Raw genomic sequence first — 21786 nt, forward strand, 5'->3', positions numbered from 1 at the left:
AATTTACACGGTGTCGCAGCACCTACGTTATAGTGTTCTCTGTCACGGGAGTGTGTCAAAATGAAAAAGTTAGCCGAGGTATATCGCGGAAAAGCGAAAACAGTTTACGCCACCGAGGATCCCAATTTTTTGATTCTGACTTTCCGAAACGATACATCATCGCTGGATGGCAGGCGCGTTCAGAAATTCGAGCGCAAGGGAATGATCAATAATAAATTTAATTATTTTATTATGAATAAATTAGCCGATGTTGGTATTCCTACCCAGATCGTCAGGTTGCTCTCAGATCATGACGTCTTAGTCAAGAAGCTTGCTATGATTCCCGTTGAATGTGTCCTGCGTAACATTGCAGCCGGTTGTATGGTAAGGCGGCTAGGCATTGAAGAAGGGCTTGTGTTAAATCCACCGATCTTTGATCTGTTTCTGAAAAACGACGTTATGCACGATCCAATAATCAACGAGTCCTATTGCATTACCTTTGGTTGGGCTAGCGCACACCACTTGTCACGGATGAAGCAATTGACCTATAAGGTAAATGATATACTCAGTACAATATTTGATAATGCAGGGTTTATTCTAGTAGACTTTAAGCTGGAATTTGGGCTATGCAACGGTGAGATTGTTCTAGGGGATGAGTTTTCTCCTGATGTAAGTCGTGTTTGGGATAAAAAAACGCTAGACAACATGGATAAAGATCGTTTTCGGAAGAATCTTGGCGATGTTATTAAGGCTTACGAGTCACTTGCTAAGCGTATCGGCGTCAAGTTGGACTAATAACTTGCAAGCAGTTACCTTAAGCGCAGAAGAAAAGGTGTTTGTTTTTGAAAAGGTGACGTACTATTCTGGCCAGTCTATTAAAATACTTTATATAAGAAGGAGAAGGGCAGGGTAGATGATGACTTAAAATTGAAGCACCCTATATATTTAAGCAATTTAGTTGTAGTCAGACTTTTCTCGTCTGAAGATCATTAATCTTTTTCGATAAGAGTGAAATGAGTGCTGATAATATTAGCACATCAGCAGTAATGTATCTGATTTTACTTTAATAAAATTTTTTAAGTGATTCGGAAAATGTTTAGTATTTTTAAGAAGGTAAGCTATTTGCGCTTTATAGCTATTCGCATCTCTTCATTTAGCTTCGCAACATAGTGACTTGATTTTAAATCATACCAAGACGTGTTGTGAACCGAAGCATGAGCATTTCTCACGCTGAGCGCGATGACTATGTAATATTCTATTATGCCAAAAGAGCATATAAGAAAATTTTTCTTTATATAGAGTATCGTGACATTTACGTGTACCCTAAGCGTTGTTAGCGAAAAGTTCGAAAATCTTACGTTGCATTTTTTCCCCAAACTATCAAGACGCTGCATAAGAAAAACTTACTTTAAGCTAGAAATTGTTTATCTGATGTGGTGTATCAACAGATATTAGTTGATACTAACTGATCAAACTTTTTATTTCCCTTTTATGCATCTTTCAAGTCTGATACTCGTACTGACAACGTAGGGCTTGTCACTGCGTTTTTACTTTATCTGCTCATATGAGCGGTTTTTTCTGGGACCATGGGAAAAGCATCATCCGGGAATGCAATGATCGATGTTCGCCATACGTTCAAATATCATGTCAACACATACCTCTAACGCTTTTATAATAGGCGAAACGTATTTTGATCACCAGAAAGCTGTCTTCTAAGTACATTACCAGGTTCTTTTAAACTTTTACTTACTCATGGAGACTCTCTATTAAAAAGAAAATAAGGCAATACGCGGCAATAATGTATAATTTTCTTAACAACACGCATCTCTTAGTGCATGCTTTAAAATACTGTCCGCTGACAACTCCGATAATGGAAATATTAGAGATGTCGTATCTATCTATCAATGCATCATGTCTCACGGTTCTTTATCTATTGTAGATGTAAGTGATAATTAGAAAAGAGTGACATTTTGGCTTTATAAAAGATTTTTAAGTATTACATATTTATCTGTTTTCACCCACTCCCTTGTCATGTCATAGAATAACTGCCTATTCCTGCGCTGGGGGATGTAAAACGTGGGCTATCTAAAAATTTTATAAGCATCACGGTTTAGTTGCAGGCACATCTAGAATCAACAGTCATTATTTTAGAAATAACATAGTCTATCAGACTGATATGCGCTGATTACACTTTCACTTTTTTGCTACTTGCAAAATATTTCTGGATTCTCCTCCGAGCCCAGATTAGCTATTTTATTCCAAAAATAGTAAAATCTTTGACTGTGGATCTGCTGCAGTAATCCGGCCCCTGAATCTTGATTTCATAATCTCTTCCGGATCGCAGAACATCCTTCCCACGTTAAAACTCAATGATGTTCGTTCGCTGCTATCTTTTTCACCTGTTGCACGAACGAATGTCCACCGAACGCTCATCGCAGGTGGGCGCTCTTGACTGCTACTTGTTATGTTCCTATTGCTTGATCAGGAAGAAACGAGTATCTCAGGTATAATCATCAATGTTTACTGGAATGTACTATACGTTTTTTACCCCGACTTGTGCTTATGAAGGAATTGCTATCGCTAGATATAATTCCTGTCTACCGCAGCTAGAGAGCAAGGTTTACTTTTTTAGTATGGATGTTTACTGTTAAAGAAGCTTGTCTAGTGTATCAGAAAGCATCGTACAGTACGTTGATAGCATTTAGTTCTTTAAAGGCCAACTCTAAACGTCTAGCCATAGATGTTTGACCGGCGCGGATCCATACACGAGGATCGTAAAACTTCTTGTTAGGGCTGTCCTTGCCTTCAGGATTTCCCAGCTGGGTCTGAAGATAATTTTCGTTTTTCTGGTAATAGTTCAGAATTCCTTTCCATGTTGCCCACTGAATATCAGTATCAATGTTCATCTTCACTACACCGTAGCTGATAGCTTCCTGAATTTCTTCCGGTGTAGAACCTGACCCACCGTGAAATACTAGGTTTAAAGGTTTAGCGGGTAGTCCAAATTTTTCTGAAACGTATTTTTGTGAATTATCAAGTATTTTTGGCGTTAGTTTCACGTTGCCAGGTTTGTATACACCATGAACGTTACCGAAAGCCGCCGCAATAGTGAAGCGCTTGCTGATAGTATGGAGTTTCTCATAAGCATAGGCGACATCTTCAGGCTGGGTATACAGTGCAGAGTTGTCTAGATGACTATTATCAAGCCCGTCTTCTTCTCCCCCAGTGCAGCCCAATTCTATTTCTAGTGTCATATCGAGTTTAGCCATACGCGCCATATACTTTTCGCTGATTGAAATATTCTCTGCTAGTGACTCTGAAGACAGGTCAATCATATGGGAGGAGAAAAGAGGTTTATCGGTAGCTGCGTAATGCTGCTCACCAGCGTCTAGTAGACCGTCGAGCCAAGGTAGTAGATGCTTGCAACAATGATCAGTATGTAGAATAACCGGGATACCGTAATGCTCAGCCATATGATGCACATGTAGTGCGCCAGCCACTGCGCCAAGCACCGCTGCTTGTTGTTGGCCTTTTACCCGCAAACCTTTACCGGCAATAAAGGCGGCGCCTTGGTTAGAGAACTGCACAATAATTGGCGCGCCCACGTTAGCCGCTGCTTCTAGTGCAGCGTTAGTAGAGTCAGTCCCCAAGCAGTTAACGGCCGGTACAGCAAAGTTATTTTCTTTCGCAACAGAGAATACACTTTGTACATCATCACCAGTGATGACGCCTGGCTTTACAAAATCAAAAATCTTAGACATATGACTTTGTCCTATGTTTTAGGTCATGAATAAAAGGTCAATGACTGCCGTGGCTTGTGCATATCATGTAACCTAGGCATGCATAAGTGACGGAAAACACCATAAGCATCTCCCTTCTGTATCATTAGGCTTTTGCTCGTTCTTCTAGCATGACTACCGCGGGCAGTGTCTTGCTTTCTACAAACTTGAGGAAAGCACCACCGCCCGTGGAAACATAGGAGATCTGAGCGCCAATGCCAAATAAATCGATGGCAGCTAGCGTATCACCACCGCCGGCGATCGAGAACGCCTCGCTATTCGCGATAGCACGTGCCACCATTTCGGTGCCCGTGCGAAAATTTATAAACTCAAAGACACCTACTGGGCCATTCCATAGAATAGTTTTAGCATTTTTCAGTATGTTTTCTAAACGGGCAGTGCTAATATCCCCAAGATCGAGGATCTGTTCATGATCCTGAATCTCGCTGACGGGCTTCAGTGTGGCGGTCGCGTTTTCAGAAAACTCTGTGGCAACCCGGACATCGGTCGGTACAAAAATCTTGCTATTTTCTAAGAGATGTTTAGCTTCCGGCAGAAGATTGCATTCATAAAGCGATTGACCAATATTATATCCCTGTGCAGCAAGAAAAGTGTTGGCGATTCCACCGCCTCCAATTATCTGATCGGAAATTTTTGATAGAGATTTCAGTACGCCTAGTTTGGTAGAGACTTTGGAGCCGCCAACAATAGCCACCATCGGTCTTTCTGGGTTTTCTAGGGCCTTAGCAAGCGCCTCTAGTTCATTAGATAGTAGCGGGCCGGCGCAGGTTATGGGAGCGAATTTTCCTATGCCGTGAGTAGAAGCTTGGGCGCGATGGGAGGCGCCAAAAGCATCCATGACGAATACGTCGCATAGCGCAGCGTATTTTTTTGCCAGCGCATCGTCATTGTTCTTCTCACCTTTGTTAAAGCGCACGTTTTCTAAAACGACTACCTCTCCTCCTTCAACATCCACACCATTAATATAATTTTTAACGAGACGGACCGGGAAAGACCACGTCTTTTCTAAATGATCGACTATTGGTTTTAGAGAAAACTCGGACCTGTATTCTCCTTCTGTGGGGCGGCCGAGATGTGAGGCCACCATGACTCTTGCCCCCTGTTTTAGTGCTGCCTCTATAGTGGGTAGTGATGCGCGGATACGCGCATCAGAGGTCACTTTTGCGTCTTTAACCGGTACGTTCAGATCGGAGCGGATAAAAACACGTTGACCAGAAAGATTTAGATCCATCATCTTAGTTATAGGCATGGCGAACCCTCTTATTTGATGCTTTTTACATTACCTGAGCAGTGGCGAAAAGTTTTTTTCACACCAAATCAGATAGTGGATTATGTTCTTTTCCCATTTAACGTCTATGCATCAAATCTGCATTGCTCGCACATTAACACAATTATTGTTTTTACAGTCCTTATATTGCATGGTAGTAGATTACAGTTGCCTTTTAGGAGACAGAAAACACTGCTAATCTTGCGGGCATTGTTTTCAAGAGGGCTCGCTTGATCCTTTTACATTATAGCGTTCACTGTGCTGGCTGAGACGATTCAATATAAAATCCGTTATTCTAGGCTAGAGGGCTAATAAAGGCAGCAGGAAAGCGCGTCAATTACGTTAGCCTGATTAAACTACTTTTTTTGTCAGCGATGTCTATAAAGAGAGTATGTAGCTTCTGTTCCCAATTGAGCGACCGGGCTGAGTGAGCATTTGCCTCCAAAAGATTGCCCTCATTGGGCAACGACCATCGCGATCGCTAATATGCTCGCTGCATCAATCGCTCTAGAATACATGAATCTATAAGCGGCAGAAATGACTGTTTTACTTATTATGATTACCATCGTCTTCAATAAGGTCAGTGATCATGTCGTAGCGATTATAGTTCCGATAATTGTTCTGGATAAGAGTTTTTATGTGCTTAGATTATATGATGGTCATCCCAGCCGTCTAGTGGTGATGAATATATTAGACGCCATTAGGGTGTCAGTCGGTAGAAAAGCGTTTTTGATAAAAAATTGAACCAGCATGCGGCATTACTAAAAGTGTTCTCTAGTTTAGAATATTAAGCATTGCTAGCTACGGTTCTTGGCTGCGCGTCAAGCATTCATCAGGCGCAGATGACTACCTAGCAAGTATTTGTCACTACGCTCATGAGTAGTGCATCTACTTATTAACCAATGATAACATATTTTTTCAGAATGATGAATTCTGCTCAGAGGTTGTTTCAGTACTTAATGTCTCTCAAGATATAATTTTAATAAGTACTGCTACGCCACTTCGGCGGGCGCAGTGAGTGTCTGATTTTCTGCAACAGTGGAAGGATCGGTCACGTGTTTTTTAATAAAGGGATTGAATGCTGTTATTTTGTTAAACTTATTGATACCTATAAGGTAGGATACAGTAATTTTTCTGTATGAAAAGCAAAAAACGTATATATACAATCATGATATGATAACAGCTTATAACAACAACGCAGTAATAACGCCCTAGCACTAAATACTAGTAACATTTATGATACATGCGCTATATATTGACTCTTCTTCGGTTATCCAAATGAGGTACGTTGCATTAAAAGCAACATTGTTAGACCGTATCTAAACGGTGGCAAGATAGCATTAAATGCGGTTAAATAAAAAGTCTTTTAAGCATGAGATGAAGTGTTTTTTAAAACCTACACTTTTACACCAAAGTAAATCCTTAGCATTCCTTACTTCTTAGCTTACAACGCTACCTTTTAGATCGCATATATCACGGATAGCGATGGATGTATGCGTTAGTGATTGCTTTATCTCAATAGAGCACTGCTCTTGAACAGGCAATCTAACTGTGTGTTTGGTGATCTCAAAGGTATTCGCGGTCATGAAAACATCAAGGCTGGGAATTTAGCTCTCCATTGCAGATTTACAAAGACCACGTTGACTCGATTTTTAAACTTTAGCAAAGTGCCCGATTAAATTTCCAAGAGACTTATTTTTTGCACAGTAAGAGCTTAAACATAGTGAAGATTAGCATTTAAAAATGTGAATATTCGGCATAATGTCACTTTACTTCTACTGTTAAATTAACGTGAATGAAATTCAAATTTCATAATATTAATAAAAAAATAGTTTCGTTTACTCTGCTAATTAGCAACGTATAGTAAGAGATATACACGTATCTTCGCGGATTGATAGCACAGCAGTGCAATTGATACATAAATGCTACCGAATTTCAGAAAACTGAACTCCACCAAAAAAATTCAGAAAACGTCTTTTTGACCATATCTGTAATATACCGACATGTCATCAGACTCGGTTGAGAAAGATAATGCGGCCTAGCGCCCGTCTCGGCGAAGTGCGTTGTGTGTAATAGCAAATAGACCCATATTTATTAAGCGTATTAACGTGGTTAAAATCAGCATTGCATCATCTGCATTCGCGATACTTGGGAGATGAAGTGTCAGTTATCTATGACGCTTTCTGACTCAAACCGTTATTATTTGGTGTACGGTACTTTTCGGTGGATTATGTAGCTTTTAGTGACTATGACGTGCATATATGGCGCAGGGTAAAGATATATATTGTCACACTGTGTCATCATATTCAGCTTTTATCCCTCTAGAGGCGCGTCCAGTTCGTTTCAGAACAATTTTGTTGTATAGGCACTTCTCATAAACGCTAATGTTTTCACAAAACGTGTTTATACTGAATCTTCATTGTCTTTTTATATGTACGGAGTAACGCAGAGTCGGTATCTAAGCGATAGCTCAGAAGTTTTAACGTTTGGTCAACGCAACCCCATTAGGCTCTTATCATCGTCCCAAGCACTGCTTGTATGATCGGTGTTGTGTATTTATTGATAGTTTTATCTGAGTGTCACAGTGTTCAGCTACTGTGTCTACGCAAAGCGCTCGCTTGCCATACAGCAATACTTGAAGCATGCATGCATACATGATTGCAGTGCACTACGTATCTTGCGAAATTTTTTATACATGCTCTAGTTTGTAACTTGAAAATTTAGAGTTGCTATAGGGATCATCAGTGGTGATGTACGTAGTACATCTACATCCAGTCTAACCTAATTTTTTTGTTACGTGCTTATTTAAAATACGGAAAGATAAATAACAAGATTATTCAATTGTTTATGACTATCTTTTTCTATTATTAAATTAATACTCATGATCTGACAAATCAAGCCAAGCCATGGCTAACTTTTAATCAAAAAAACTGTGCAACATAGTGTTGTTGTGAAAAACGCTTATGCAGAGTATTTGCAATCGGCGTACCTGCGTGTCCCAAACACCGAAAATTATTTTTATGGGTTTCATGAGAAGTGTTTATAAAACAGCATTCCATTGATTATAGACCACGCAATGGCTATATATAATTCTGGGATGCCGCCAGCACTCACTAGGCAACACGTGAGGCTCACTGTTGACGTCAGTGACTGTCAGGAATTAGCGAAGTCAGCGTCAATGAGATCAATGCGATCGGTGCAAATTGTATCGACACCCCATCCCAGGAGGGTTCGGGTACGGTAAGGGCTGTTAACAACCCATCCCAGGACGTGTAGTCCGCTAGCTTTAATGGCCTCGACCCGATTTTCTGTGAGCGCCTCATGCTGAAAGTGCAAGGCCCGGCATGCTAATGTCTCTGACAAAGCTTTCCAGTCATCCCGCCATTCTTCTAGAAGCAATCCGCGCGGCAGCTCCGGCGCGGCCCGCTTCGCTGCCAAAAGTGCCGATAGGGAAAAGGAAGACAAGAGTGGTGGCGGCGTCATGCCCTCCCAATGAAGACGTGCGGCTAGTGCCACAGCGCGGCCTGTCTCCTGCTCAGTGCCGGAGGTGGGTTTAATGTCTATATTAATCGCCAGGCCGTGTTTCCGGCAATGCTTCGCTATGGATGATAGCAACGGTAGCCGCTCACCCCGAAACGCTTGATCAAACCACACCCCGACGTCAATTGTTGACAAAGCATGCCAATCCAGCAGACCCGCAATTCCCCTGTCTTGACTGGTTCGATCTAGTGTATCGTCATGCAAAAGAAAGATTTGACCATCAGCGGATAGCTTAGCATCCACTTCAATCATCTTCTGACCATAACAAATACTAGCATCAATAGCGGAAAGGGTGTTCTCTGGTGCTAGCGATCCCCCGCCACGATGGGCAATGATGGTCGGATACAGCCATTCTCTGCTCATATTGCTACCCAGGTTTCATGTTGAGGATTGAAATAGTGCCATGTGTTGCCAGGACAATGCAAATGCAGCATTGAGCCTCGGGCAAGGAAAGGCTTGCATGAATCTAATGCATACAGAAGTCAAGTAGCCCGCCTACTGATGATTATAATAAGCGATCAACATTCAGATCTTATCACACGCATAGGCGGAGTATTGCCGTGCATCTTGTTAGCACAGAAGTATCAGAGGCTAGGCTGCTAATACTTCCTCGTCGCACCAAAAAATAGGCGTTTGTTCGGTCGTGCTATCGCCTGTTATCATGATTAAAGTTACCTTCTTATGACAATCACGCGTTTATTTTTCTAGTATACTAACAATAGTCTATTACTTTAAAAGTAGTAAATCTCTGAAGACTGTGTAAATAAAACATTTAGCTCATTAGCTATTTTACTACCTTGGCGCATTTCCCCAGTATTCATTAATGACATACCTAGGCCGTTATTATCACCGTATATTTTTTATTAACATTGCCAGCATGTTCCTGCAGAAACATATAAGCGTCCGATGTCTCCTGCTGTCTCACGATGCGTGTTTTGACAGCGCTATTCTGGGCGACATTATATTTCGCCGCCCTAATGTCTAGATTTAACAATGCACGAGTGGATGTGATTTTCGGGATGATGATTTTTTGCATTTTCTAGAGAAAAGAAAATAGCAACCGAATTAATAGGCTCTTTACTATCAGTGATATAGATGATCTTTCAAGTCTAGAAAGGCTTTTTACTCATTCTCTGAAGACGTTCTATGTAATATTTTATGAGTTTAATACCGGTCTGAAGCGATTTTTCACTGTAATAGAAATATGACTGCATTAGTTAATTTTATGACAGTGTGGTGAAAAGAGAAAATTCTATTGCCTTTAATGAACGCTTTATCTTCTAGGGATGTGTATAGAAAAATAGTCTTCTTAGTTATCCTGAATCAGGCCGAGACTCGAGGCATAGACCTAGTGCTGCTTATTCTCTATGAGCGCTCATCATGGCGCATAGCATTTTAGCTAGCGGTGCTAACGTTATCCCCGTCTTTTGCTCTCTGCTTTCATGTTGTCAAGCCGACCCTATGGCCTCCTCGCAGGAGTTTGAAATCTTCAGCGGTTCAGAATGTCCCGTTTGGTAACTTCCGCGTTTAAATCATCTAGCTTTTTTTTCATCACTTCCCAGCAGTTTCTAGTCAACGCACGCACTTGTTCAGGGCTATAACCTGTTGTTGCGACCGGCGGTAGGATTTCAATGATGACCAAACCGTTTGACCAGCGATTGAGTTTAATTTTATTGGAGGTGTTAGAAACACAAATCGGCACAATAGGAACCTCTGCTGCAATCGCGGTATAGAATGCCCCGGTTTTAAAAGGCAGCAAACCGCGCCCTCGGCTTCGGGTTCCTTCCGGAAAGATCCAGATAGAAATATTTTGTTTTTTTATTTTTAGTGCCATCTTGCTGAGCGTGGTATGAGCGCGAGAGCTATTGTTACGATCAATCAGTAAATTTCCGGTCAACCAGTAAAGAGGCCCAAATAGTGGGATCCATAGCAGGCTTTTTTTTCCTACGGTTACAGTACGCGGCTGGACTACAGAAGCAACGGTGACCATGTCGTAGTTATTCTGGTGATTGGCAATATAAATGCAATTTTTCGGTAGCGTCACACCTGCCGGACGGCGAACCTCCACCTGAATACCAAATAGGGGTGACATCCGGCCAAACCATCGACCGAAAGTGGCAACATGACGAGGGTCTCTCGGGCTAAAAAAGCAATAAATCAAGCCAACAACACAGATGCTTATCGACAATAGCATCACCAGCATGGTGCGAAGAATCACAAGCATGGCGCCTTCTTAAATTATAACTCTCTATAGTATAGGAACCCGTACAAAATACACAGCTATTACCTCTCGCGTCGTCAGGCATGTATGGACATCGAAGACGATCATTATCTATGAGCGTGACGAACGTGAATAACATGTGCAAGCTAGGATGATTTGTCCCCGGAACTGATTAAGGGATCGGAGATATCTACTCGATCGATTTTCTTTAGTCCCTTTAGTAAAAAGGTTCCAGTACGCCCGCGTTCGGCGATGAATTTTTGTAAATCTTCTGGATGTAAAGTAAGCTTACGTTTTCCTACATAAAATGTGATAGAAGTCTCGGTAGACAGCAGATATAATCTGAAGAGTCGATCCGTTTCTTTATCGGCATCTCTAGGCGAAATAGTAATGATTTTATGACCTTTTCCTTTTGACATTTGGGGAAGACTTTCAAGAGGGAAGATCAGTAGCCGACCAGCTTCCGTGAGCGCCAATAGCTTACTGGCGTAGTCTTTTATCCATAACGGCGGAATCACTTTTGCGTTCTTATCTAATGTCAATATCGCCTTACCTGCACGATTACGCGCCACTAAATTACTAAATCTGCAGACAAAACCATAGCCCGCATCTGATGCTACGATCAATTTCTGATCTGCGTTACCAGTCAGCATTTGCGCTACTGATGCGCCAGGAGGTAGCATTATCTTAGCAGTCAGGGGCTCTCCTTGATCGCGCCTTGAACGTAGGCTGGCGGGCTCTAACGCATAGCTGCGGCCGGTAGAGTCTATGAACACTACAGGTTGATTGCTCTTACCACGCACCGACAACATGTGTTTATCGCCAGAGCGGTAATTGATCCCGTTCGGATCAATATCGTGACCCTGAGCACTACGCACCCAACCCATAGTGGAGAGAGTCACCGTTACTAACTCGGATGGCATAAGCGTATGTTCTTGGAGTGAGCGCGCCGCGTTTCGTGCAACGAGAGGCGATCGACGCGCATAGCCGTAAGCTACCGCATCTGCCTTAATTTCTTTTTTTATTAGTGTGGTTAGCGTATGTTCCGAGGATAGGTATTCCTTAATCCTGTTGCGCTCTTTCTCAAGCGCACCCTGTTCCTCGCGTAGCGTTTTTTCTTCGAGTTTAGCAAAATGCCGGAGTTTTAACTCAAGAATGGCTTCAGACTGAGCTGCGCTAAGCGCAAAGCGCTGTACTAGCATTTGCTTCGGTTCATCCTCGGTGCGGATAATGTGGAGCACCTCATCCAGGTTTATGTATGTTACTAACAGGCTAGTTACAATATGCAACCGACGTAGAACTTTTTCTAGGCGGAAGTTTAGCCGGCGGCGCACAGTATCACGACGATACACTAACCATTCCGACAAAATCTCACGCAGGTTTTTTACTGCCGGACGACCATCTAGTGCAATCATGTTCATATTGACACGATAGCTACGTTCCAAATCCGTGGTAGCGAATAGATGATGCATGACCTGCGTTAAATTAATCTGTTTTGAGCGCGGGATGATCACTAATCGAGTCGGATTTTCATGATCTGATTCGTCTCGCAAATCACCTACCATTGGTAGTTTCTTGTCACGCATCTGACTAGCGATCTGTTTAAGCAGCTTATCCCCTGAGACTTGATACGGTAGTGCATTGATAACTGCTGCGCCTTTTTCGACCGTCCATAGCGCACGCATGCGTAAGGATCCTCGGCCAGTCTCGTAAATATTACGCAAATCCTCATAAGAAGTAATGATTTCTGCCGCGGTGGGAAAATCTGGGCCTTTTATGTGCACTAGTAAATGCTCTAATGTTGCGGAAGGATTGTCCAACAGAGTAATCGCTGCGGCAGCCACTTCAATGATGTTATGTGGCGGTATATCTGTCGCCATCCCAACGGCTATGCCTGTTGTGCCGTTTAGCAATACATTAGGCAACCGCGCCGGTAGCATTTTAGGCTCTTCCAGAGTGCCGTCAAAGTTTGGCACATAATCAACCGTGCCCTGCCCTAATTCTCCCAGGAGCACTTCGGCGTAACGGGAAAGGCGAGATTCAGTGTAGCGCATGGCGGCGAAGGACTTGGGGTCGTCTGCCCCCCCCCAGTTACCTTGGCCATCGATCATGGGGTAGCGGTAAGAGAAAGGCTGCGCCATCAAGACCATAGCTTCATAGCATGCGCTATCGCCATGCGGGTGATATTTGCCTAAGACATCTCCAACAGTGCGCGCAGACTTTTTATATTTTGCGTTGGCGTTCAGTCCTAGCTCAGACATCGCGTAGACGATGCGGCGTTGTACGGGCTTGAGGCCATCGCCGATAAACGGCAACGCACGATCCATAATGACGTACATAGAATAATTAAGGTAGGCATTTTCAGTAAATTCATGCAACGCCATGCATTCGGCGCCGCCATTAGTCATCTCGCTCATTGATGATTACTTCCTCTGACCGCGGATATGCTTATTTAGACCGCCATATTAAATATATCGCGGATATGGTATTTGTGAATATGATTCACGCTTATCTGAACCTTGCTGTAATAGGACTGACGTAGTAACAAAAACGTTAGCACGATTCATGCGTTGATGCATTTAGTGTACTGAGGAGGACCAGACGAGCCCCAGTCCTTCGCCGCCAAATGACGCTGTTGTATCATAGATTCGACACAATATAAGCAGTATTAATTTGGGTCTTTTTTGACGTATTGCGGTCCTTTACGCCATGTGAAGCACAGGAAATAATATTCATGCTTATGTATAAGCAAGGCTTGTTAAGTCGGAATGCATTGGAGGAGTAGATCTTCTATCGCAGAGCGCATACTGAACCTATTGGTCCCATACGGATGAGGCGAAGAGATATTGAGGACCAATGATAGTGTTTTTCAAAAACACTTTATCTATTATGATCAGGCAGGATAAGGTTTGATCCATGTTTTAAACTGATTGATCTTTCGTTGAAATATACTGATATACAGTTAGTACACTGTGCGATTTCTGTTTGCGTGATGCATGGTGCTGATTTTTACAGTATGTGGTAAAAGCGCATAGACAGTCCCTGGCCAGATGGTGTTGAACAAGAGCGAAGAGGGTCTCAGCTAACCTCTATTAGTCAAGAGTAAAATACATCAAATGTGCTTTACTAAGCTATCGAACAGCAGTGCTAGCTACGCATAGTCTTGACATAATGCGATATAGTAAAATCACTGAAACAAAAAAACAGTCGAGGATCAAAGCGCTTACGATGCAAAAGATTAGTGACAGACCTCTTTAATGGATTAAGCCGCGTATATCTACTGATCCCCCTCTGCGTTGTATTACACAATCTTAATCCGTTGCATCCCTATGCGTACAACAACGCAGTTGAACATGTAACATTACAGTAATAGCAATCAAAATAAAGATAAAGAACGCAAGTGCTCAGCTAGAGGCTACTGGTTAGAGAGATTGTGTTGCGAGTGGAGAAGATTGCTAGTTAGTCATCTAAGGGTATGTAATTTTACAATACTGTAACGCTAGATTTTGGCAAGGTTGCAAGCGCTTAAGCTAGGTGATTACTGCTAGTGAAAAAGCATGTCGTTAAAATTGGGTAAATAGCATTTTTTGAGGAGGGGGGGGTAACGCGTGATACGCTATATTTATTTAAAAAATGTAGAGCGGGTCAATTCTCTTATGTGCATTGCGGCGAGCGCTTGTATGCTTTTCTTGTTTTTATTTTTCGCTTCAAGCATCTAGAGGTGGTTGCGCATAAAAACGATAAAATACACGAAATTAAAAACCTGATCACAATCATATAAGCTTTTGCGGTGCCGTCGCTGTAACTGGATGCCCAGAAACATAATAACTTCTCGTAGCGGGAATGAGGATGACCCAACATCTTTGATGCATTGGTCACCACTTGAATTTTTAACCCATAAGTCTCATAAACTTTGCAAGTGGCGAGCATGAGTTGTTCACGTGATGGTATAGTAATTTCCGCTGTTTGCCACTAACCTTAACGCCCCAAAGATACCGCGGAACCATTCTAGCATTTTTTGGATTGTATTACTCAACAGAGGCTGCAAAAAGACATGTTAGTTTGGCGTAGAATGTATTACATGTTTTTAGATGTACTCCTGCAGTGCCTGGTAAGAAGTAAAATAATTCCGTCTAATCTGTGTACTGCAGAAGCCGGCATCAATCCCCGAAAACCGATGATGTATTTGCTACCTCATCATTCTAAATCGGACCTACTAACATTACGCAGGCAGTGCCTGAAAAAGGGGTTTTGTGATCCTCTGACACCGCTGCATATTAGAGGAATCACCCTTCCGCGCTATGTTTGTATTCATAATAAACCGCCCCTACTGCCCTCGTACAATAAGCAAGCGCAGTCAGTTGCGTTGTTTCAGAACTATCTTGAGTTACATCGCTTAAATCCTACTCTGGATGTACAGTTAGTGCCGGTATTAGTTATGTTCGGCCGTGCGCCGGGTAGAGAGTCGCAGTCTAATAAACGAGTCTCGAAAGGGCGATTAATAAACAGTATTAATAAGTTTTTCAATGTGTTGTGGATGGGACGAGATAGTTTTGTGTGGTTCTCCCGTCCGCTATCACTACGTGATATAGTGTCGGAGCACGGTGCGGACACATTTATTTCCCAAAAACTTTACCGGGTTGCATGCATACACTTTGCCCGGCGGCGACTGGCGGCGGTAGGACCACCGTTACCAGTACGCCATGCTCTGTTCAAAAAGCTATTAACCTCTACGGCACTTGACAAGGCGATAGAATATGAGGCAAGTAGCAAAAAAATCTCAACGAAACAAGCCACAAAAAACGCTTTTAAGCTCATGGATGAAATTGCTGCTCAGGTATCTTATGAAGCGATCCGATTTTCTGATCGAGTATTGAGTTGGGCCTGGCATCACTTATATCAAGGCTTGAACGTGTTTAACGCCGATCGGGTCCGTCAACTAGCTGAAGCGGGGCATGAAATTGTTTACGTACCCTGCCACCGCAGCCATATGGATTATCTTTTGCTGTCCTATGTTCTATATCATCAAGGGCTAGTGCCGCCACATATCGCTGCAGGCATTAACCTCAACTTTTGGCCGGCAGGCCAGATTTTTCGTCGTTTAGGTGCGTTTTTTATTCGTCGTAAATTTAAAGGGAATAAACTCTACTCTGCTATTTTCCGAGAATACTTCGTTGAGTTGTGTGCCCAGGGGTACTCGTTGGAGTACTTCATCGAAGGGGGTCGCTCCCGCACGGGGCGACTGTTACAGCCTAAAACCGGCACCCTGACTATGACTATTCAAGCCATGTTACGCTGCGGTAATCGACCCATTACGCTTGTGCCAATTTATGTTGGTTATGAACACGTGTTGGAGGTAGAGGACTACGCTAAAGAATTATGCGGCGCGGAAAAAGAGAAAGAAGGGCTGTGGAAAATGTTATTTGGATTACGTAAATTACGCAATTTCGGGCAGGCGTATGTCAATTTTGGCGTTCCCCTTCCCCTAGCGACCTACCTATCAAAACAGGTACCGAAATGGCGTGATCCCGTCGAGGCTCAGCGCCCACAGTGGCTGGCGAAGGCGGCAGATGATATTGCTGCTATTCTGATGGTGAGAATCAACAATGCTGCTGCGGCTAATGCGATTAATCTTTTCTCCACCGTCCTTCTGTCTGCGCACCGGCGTGGGCTCACCCGCTTGCAATTACTTTCACAGTTAGCGTGTTATCTCGATCTACTACGCAAGGTTCCTTATGCACCGGACATTACAATACCTAATTTAACGCCGGAGGCGATTTTATCACGTGCTATAGAGATGAACACATGTACCGTCAAGCATGACACTATCGACGATCTCATCTGTTTGTCACGTGATCAGGCTACATTAATGACCTATTACCGCAATAACATCCAGCACTTGTTCATTCTACCATCGCTGGTGGCGAGCATTATTTGTTCCTGTCCGGGCATCTTGCGTGTCCAGCTGCGGCAAAAAGTTACGCTACTATACCCGCTCTTGAAGGCGGAGCTGTTTATGCGCTACAGTAAAAAACAGATTCTTCCGGTGATCGATTGTCTCATTAGGGAATTAGCTCGCCAGGGCTTAGTAAAAATTCAGGGAATGCTACTGTACCCGGCGAACACACGTCTTTATTCTCTGCAACTGTTGGCTGAAAACGTTAGTGAAACGTTACAGCGCTATGCTATTACCTTTTTGTTATTACGCGCTAACCCAGAAGCTAACTGCAGAACACTTCAAAAATCGAGTCGTATTATGGCACGCACACTTGCTCTACTGCATGGTATTAATGCGCCGGAGTTTTTTGATACAGCGGTATTCTCAGTCCTTGTAGCAACGCTACGAAAGGAGGAATATCTCAGAGATGCCTGCGATGCTTGCGATGAGAAACCCAGTGAGCTATGGGAAATTCTTAGTGAGCTGATCACGCCGGGCATCATCAATACTATCAAACGTGCAATTTTTCTGGCATGTAGCCCTGCTATGCTGAATCCATTAACAAAATAACTAAGAAACTGCTTGAAGGTACTACCCCCTAAGATTTTAGGAAAACTATATAGCAGGAGAGCATTTATGGCCTAAAAGAAGACATTAACCCACCATATTCTATCTAGACGAAGCAATCCATGTAAGGGCTAGCACAGAACCTTATAGATCATGATACTCACGACTTTAAAGCTAACTGTATGCTAGTTCTTAGGCGCGTAACTTCTCGTTAACGTTTTAAAGCATTTTTAAAAATAGTTAAACAGTTTCAAAGATAGCGCTTTTAGCTGTTTTTTCTTAGGAACAAGTCTTAACATCTTGGTGTTAAAACAGTATGCTTATTTAAGAAAGCGCTATATAAAAGATTTTCTGTTCAGAAACACAATCTTCAAGATTGCAGTTATCACCTTTCATATAAAAAATAACTGAGAGCGTGTAATATGCTCGCTGTTAATATTAGGAGCATTAAAGGTGCAGAAACCAGTTGTGCCTGAACACCTTTCGGCCCTATCGCCTCTTTCGAGGGGCTTAACAACTATATAAGCGATCGCGCCATTTCCGTCGCCTTTCTCATCTTCGGCATCAGAATTAGGAAAAGAAAGACGCAAATCAAGCAGTGTTTGTAGTAGAAAGAGACGGGGTTTCATACCAAGAGGGTCGATGAAAAGAGCTTAGGTTGCCAAATGTTGTTACCGCTATTGAGCAGACCCACTACTGCTCTACAAAATGATGAAGCTCATTGTATTTAACAATGCTTCACTAATTTCTTATAGATTACTTCTGTGTTTGAGGTAAACGATTTTCTATTTTAATGGTTAGATAACATATATCACATTAACACATATTACCAAGATCGTTATCTGTCTCTTCCCTATTTTTCAGTATCATTGCTTTCACTACAGTGCGCAAAGCTTGTGCTGCCGTGTGATGTATGCACGATAATACAACGCAGAATATCCCTACACTGCGAATCATGCGATCGATGTTGTTGTGCATTGAGCTTGATAGTAAAATGGGTCTGCGTTGGCTCAACTGTTAATCTGATAGCGCTGCTGAAAGACATTCAGAAAGAGTCTTTAAACCGTTAGCGAGCAAAAATGGTTTTAATATCAGCCACCCATGTCAGGATGCCCTGCAATAATTCATAAACTAATTGAGAGCACCGATTTTAAAGGGTTGACTGAATAAAAATGAAAAGTATAGACATTGTCTTGTAAAAAATACTGGATAGTGTAATGAACACCTAGAAAGGCACAACTCGATACTCAAGATGTGCTATTCCGATGTCCTAGACAGCGGTTTCGCTAACACGAGCTCTCTGATAAATCTGATAAAGCAAGAAAGCCTACACACTCACTACAGCGTAGACTGACTTTTCTGATGATAGATTATACTAGCAAAACGTTCTATCAAAAAAAGAGAATACATTGATTTTTCTCTTAGCGGCGCAGTGCATATATTAGCGAGTCTTGTGCTATAAGAGTCACCACGCGCCGGAAAGCGCATTTTTTCTGCTAAAATATCAGTATGTGAGTGCCATTAATAATCATTAAATTACATACAGCACAGCATTCCGAACGCTACTTTACTGCAATAGTTTTGTTCTTATTTACAAGACTGCTGTTAAACATGATGTAAAGATAGGAGCTGTTAATAACAATATCAATATGCTTAACGAGATCATATCGTTAAAAACGATAACCAACGTCGTTATAAAGCACGTTATATGCGATTCAAATAATATTACAGTATGAAATTTTTTAATTACAAAGTCTGCGGACGCCTTAGGCCCGCGTCATGAACCCTGTATCGTTTTATCACGACGTATCGCGCCGGCTGCCTTAAACAAAGACTGTATAAATATGTTAATACTTGATGACATGCACACTTTTCATTGACTCGAGCGGGTAAAATGATTATCATAAGCGTTTATGTATCTTAAAAAGATTGGCGCGTTTACCTCGTTACACCACGCGGTTAAACGTGTAAACTGATCAGTAATTATCAAGCTTAGGTAGAATCGCTATGAAACGCACTTTCCAGCCGTCTGTATTGAAGCGTAATCGTACCCACGGTTTCCGTGCGCGTATGGCAACTAAGAACGGTCGTAAGGTTTTAGCGCGGCGCCGTGCAAAAGGGCGTACACGGCTGACCGTATATTCTAAGTAAGCAAGATTGCCCACCGGATGCCTCGGCTTGAATTTCCCCGGGAGTTACGTTTATTAACTCCACATCATTTTACTTTCGTTTTCCAGCAACCTCAGAGGTCTGGAACATCGCACGTTACTATCCTTGGGCGATTGAATAAGCTAGGACACCCCCGTGTTGGTTTCGCTATAGCTAAAAAACATGTAAAACGGGCTCATGAACGCAACCGGATTAAGCGCTTGACACGGGAAAGTTTCCGCTTACATCAGCATACGCTGCCCTCTATGGATTTCGTCGTTATCGCTAAAAACGGCCTGGCCAATCTCGATAACCATACCCTAAACAAAGTGTTAGAAAAATCATGGTGCCGCCATTGTCGCCAGTCTCAAAACTTCTGATTGGGGGGATACGCGGTTATCAACGCGTGATCAGCCCATTGTTGGGACCTCATTGCCGCTTCCAGCCCAGTTGTTCGCAGTATGCAATTGAAGCGATACGCAAGTCTGGTATCTTAAAAGGCGGCTGGATGACATTAAAACGTGTCTTAAAATGCCATCCTTTGAATCCAGGTGGCGACGATCCCGTGCCGCCAGACCCCTTTATAATAGAGAACACTAATAATGGATTCGCAACGCAATCTTCTTGCTATCACGTTTCTTTGCCTGTCTTTTATGATCTGGCAAGCCTGGCAGACGGACAACGCTTCCCGCTCTACCTCTCAGCCTGCAAACCATGCCACCCCTTCGGTAGACCCAGACAGGAAAGAGGTACTTGCTAGCAAACAAGGAAAGATAATTACGGTGAAAACTAACGTGTTATCACTAAAAATTAATACTCACGGCGGTGACATCGAACAAGCGTGCCTTCTGTCTTATCCTGAGAAACTGGGTTCGCCACAGCCTTTTCATTTGCTGGAAACCTCTGAAGACTTCGTTTATCAGGCACAAAGCGGCCTAATAGGTAACAGCGGCCCGGATAATCCAGATAACGGCGAACGCCCACTGTATGCTAGCAAGAAGGACAGCTATGTCTTGGAGGATACTCAGAGTGAATTTCTTCACGTTCCACTGACTTATAGCGCTCCGGATGGAGCGATATATACTAAGACTTTTATCTTAAAACGCGACGCTTTTGCATTAAATGTCAATTACGAGGTTCATAACACCAGCGAAAATCCGCTTGAGTTAATATTGTTTGGTCAACTAAAGCAGTCGATAGAGTATCCCAAGTCTTACAATGCTGGTAGCAGAAACTTCGCATTGCAGACTTACCGCGGCACCGCTTATTCCACTACTGACAACAAATATCAGAAATACAGCTTTAGAGACATCAAGGAAGAAAACCTCTCTGTTAGCACAGTAGGAGGATGGGTCGCGATGCTGCAGCAGTATTTTGCCACAGCTTGGGTACCTTGCACCCAAGGAACCAACACTTTCTATACTACGGATTTAGGTAATGGACAAGCGGTTGTTGGTTTTAAAGCCTCGCCTATCACTGTGCCAGTTGGAAGCCATGCCGAGCTTAAGGCTATGTTATGGTTAGGTCCTGAAATTCAGGACAAAATGGCATCTATCGCCCAGCACCTAGATCTTGCGGTTGATTACGGCTACTTATGGTTCATCTCACAACCTTTGTTTAAATTGCTAAAATTTATCCACAGCTATATCGATAATTGGGGCTTCTCCATTATTATCATTACTTTTATTGTACGCGGCATCATGTACCCCTTAACTAAGGCGCAGTACACAGCGATTGCTAAGATGCAAATGTTGCAACCGAAACTGGCGGCGATGCGGGGGCGCCTCAGCTATGATAAACAGCGCCAGAGCCAGGAAATGATGGCGTTGTACAAATCTGAAAAAGTGAACCCATTGGGCGGTTGCATGCCCCTTCTGATCCAGATGCCGATTTTCCTAGCGCTGTATTATATGCTATCAAGCTCTATCGAATTACGCCATGCGCCGTTTGCGTTTTGGATCCATGACCTCTCGACCCAGGATCCTTACTATATCTTGCCTTTACTGATGGGGATGACCATGTTCTTTATTCAGCAGATGTCGTCGACCACTATTGCTGACCCTTTGCAAAAGAAGATCATGGCTTTTATGCCGATAATATTTACTGTATTCTTCTTGTGGTTCCCATCTGGTCTTGTGCTGTACTACATTGTCAGCAATCTGGTGACCATTATTCAGCAGAAGTTGATTTATCGCGGCCTAGAAAAGCACGGGCTGCATAGCAGTAATAAAAAAGCTTAATAAAGCGTGCAGCCCCTATCTCTATTTAAGTTGACGAGGCATATTGCATGTCTTTTTTTTTGAAACGCGCCGCGCGGCGATAATTG

11 protein-coding genes and 1 pseudogene are annotated in these 21786 nt (G+C 42.8%); 6 read left to right on the top strand and 6 right to left on the bottom strand.

Annotated elements, in window-relative coordinates; all coding sequences use genetic code 11:
• Window positions 1-60: 60 nt before the first annotated feature.
• Window positions 61-774, top strand: coding sequence for a phosphoribosylaminoimidazolesuccinocarboxamide synthase (gene purC / locus A359_RS02770; RefSeq protein ID WP_014888339.1), 714 nt, complete (start codon window positions 61-63; stop codon window positions 772-774).
• 1874 nt (window positions 775-2648) lie between these two features.
• Here the strand turns inward: purC and fbaA are convergent.
• The 5 genes from fbaA to parC all read right to left on the bottom strand — a co-directional run bounded on the left by fbaA (window position 2649) and on the right by parC (window position 13224).
• Window positions 2649-3740 carry a class II fructose-bisphosphate aldolase gene (fbaA, locus tag A359_RS02775; protein WP_014888340.1) on the bottom strand — a complete coding sequence of 364 codons (1092 nt, stop codon included), beginning with the start codon at window positions 3738-3740 and terminating at the stop codon, window positions 2649-2651.
• A gap of 124 nt (window positions 3741-3864) precedes the next feature.
• The gene (locus tag A359_RS02780) at window positions 3865-5028 is read right to left on the bottom strand and encodes a phosphoglycerate kinase (protein ID WP_014888341.1); all 1164 of its coding nucleotides are present in this window, start codon (window positions 5026-5028) and stop codon (window positions 3865-3867) included.
• A gap of 3171 nt (window positions 5029-8199) precedes the next feature.
• A complete protein-coding gene (gene ugpQ, locus A359_RS02790) occupies window positions 8200-8949 on the bottom strand; it encodes a glycerophosphodiester phosphodiesterase (protein WP_014888343.1) in 750 nt (249 codons plus the stop codon).
• A 1126-nt stretch (window positions 8950-10075) separates the two neighbouring features.
• On the bottom strand, window positions 10076-10810 hold the full coding sequence (locus tag A359_RS02800; protein ID WP_014888345.1) for a 1-acylglycerol-3-phosphate O-acyltransferase: 735 nt from the start codon (window positions 10808-10810) through the stop codon (window positions 10076-10078).
• A gap of 143 nt (window positions 10811-10953) precedes the next feature.
• A complete protein-coding gene (parC, locus tag A359_RS02805; protein ID WP_014888346.1) occupies window positions 10954-13224 on the bottom strand; it encodes a DNA topoisomerase IV subunit A in 2271 nt (756 codons plus the stop codon).
• A gap of 1637 nt (window positions 13225-14861) precedes the next feature.
• Here parC and plsB point away from each other — a divergent pair.
• Window positions 14862-17315, top strand: coding sequence for a glycerol-3-phosphate 1-O-acyltransferase PlsB (plsB, locus tag A359_RS02810; protein WP_014888347.1), 2454 nt, complete (start codon window positions 14862-14864; stop codon window positions 17313-17315).
• Window positions 17316-17704: 389 nt separating this feature from the next.
• Here the strand turns inward: plsB and A359_RS02815 are convergent, their stop codons facing one another.
• Complete coding sequence (locus A359_RS02815) at window positions 17705-17941, bottom strand: hypothetical protein (RefSeq protein ID WP_014888348.1); 237 nt, start codon at window positions 17939-17941, stop codon at window positions 17705-17707.
• A 1378-nt stretch (window positions 17942-19319) separates the two neighbouring features.
• Between A359_RS02815 and rpmH the strand changes: the two genes are divergently transcribed.
• The 4 genes and pseudogenes from rpmH (at window position 19320) to yidC (ending at window position 21700) form a co-directional block, all read left to right on the top strand.
• Window positions 19320-19463 (top strand): 50S ribosomal protein L34, encoded by a 144-nt coding sequence (gene rpmH / locus A359_RS02820; protein ID WP_014888349.1) that lies wholly within the window; start codon window positions 19320-19322, stop codon window positions 19461-19463.
• Window positions 19464-19480: 17 nt separating this feature from the next.
• Window positions 19481-19840 (top strand): ribonuclease P protein component, encoded by a 360-nt coding sequence (gene rnpA, locus A359_RS02825; protein ID WP_014888350.1) that lies wholly within the window; start codon window positions 19481-19483, stop codon window positions 19838-19840.
• A pseudogene (yidD, locus tag A359_RS04240) lies at window positions 19804-20043 on the top strand (membrane protein insertion efficiency factor YidD); the annotation flags it as partial. The gene rnpA and the pseudogene yidD, both read left to right, overlap by 37 nt.
• A 19-nt stretch (window positions 20044-20062) precedes the next feature.
• Window positions 20063-21700 carry a membrane protein insertase YidC gene (gene yidC / locus A359_RS02830; protein ID WP_014888351.1) on the top strand — a complete coding sequence of 546 codons (1638 nt, stop codon included), beginning with the start codon at window positions 20063-20065 and terminating at the stop codon, window positions 21698-21700.
• The last annotated feature ends 86 nt before the right edge of the window (window positions 21701-21786 follow it).

Source organism: secondary endosymbiont of Ctenarytaina eucalypti (genome assembly GCF_000287335.1).
Classification (GTDB): domain Bacteria; phylum Pseudomonadota; class Gammaproteobacteria; order Enterobacterales; family Enterobacteriaceae.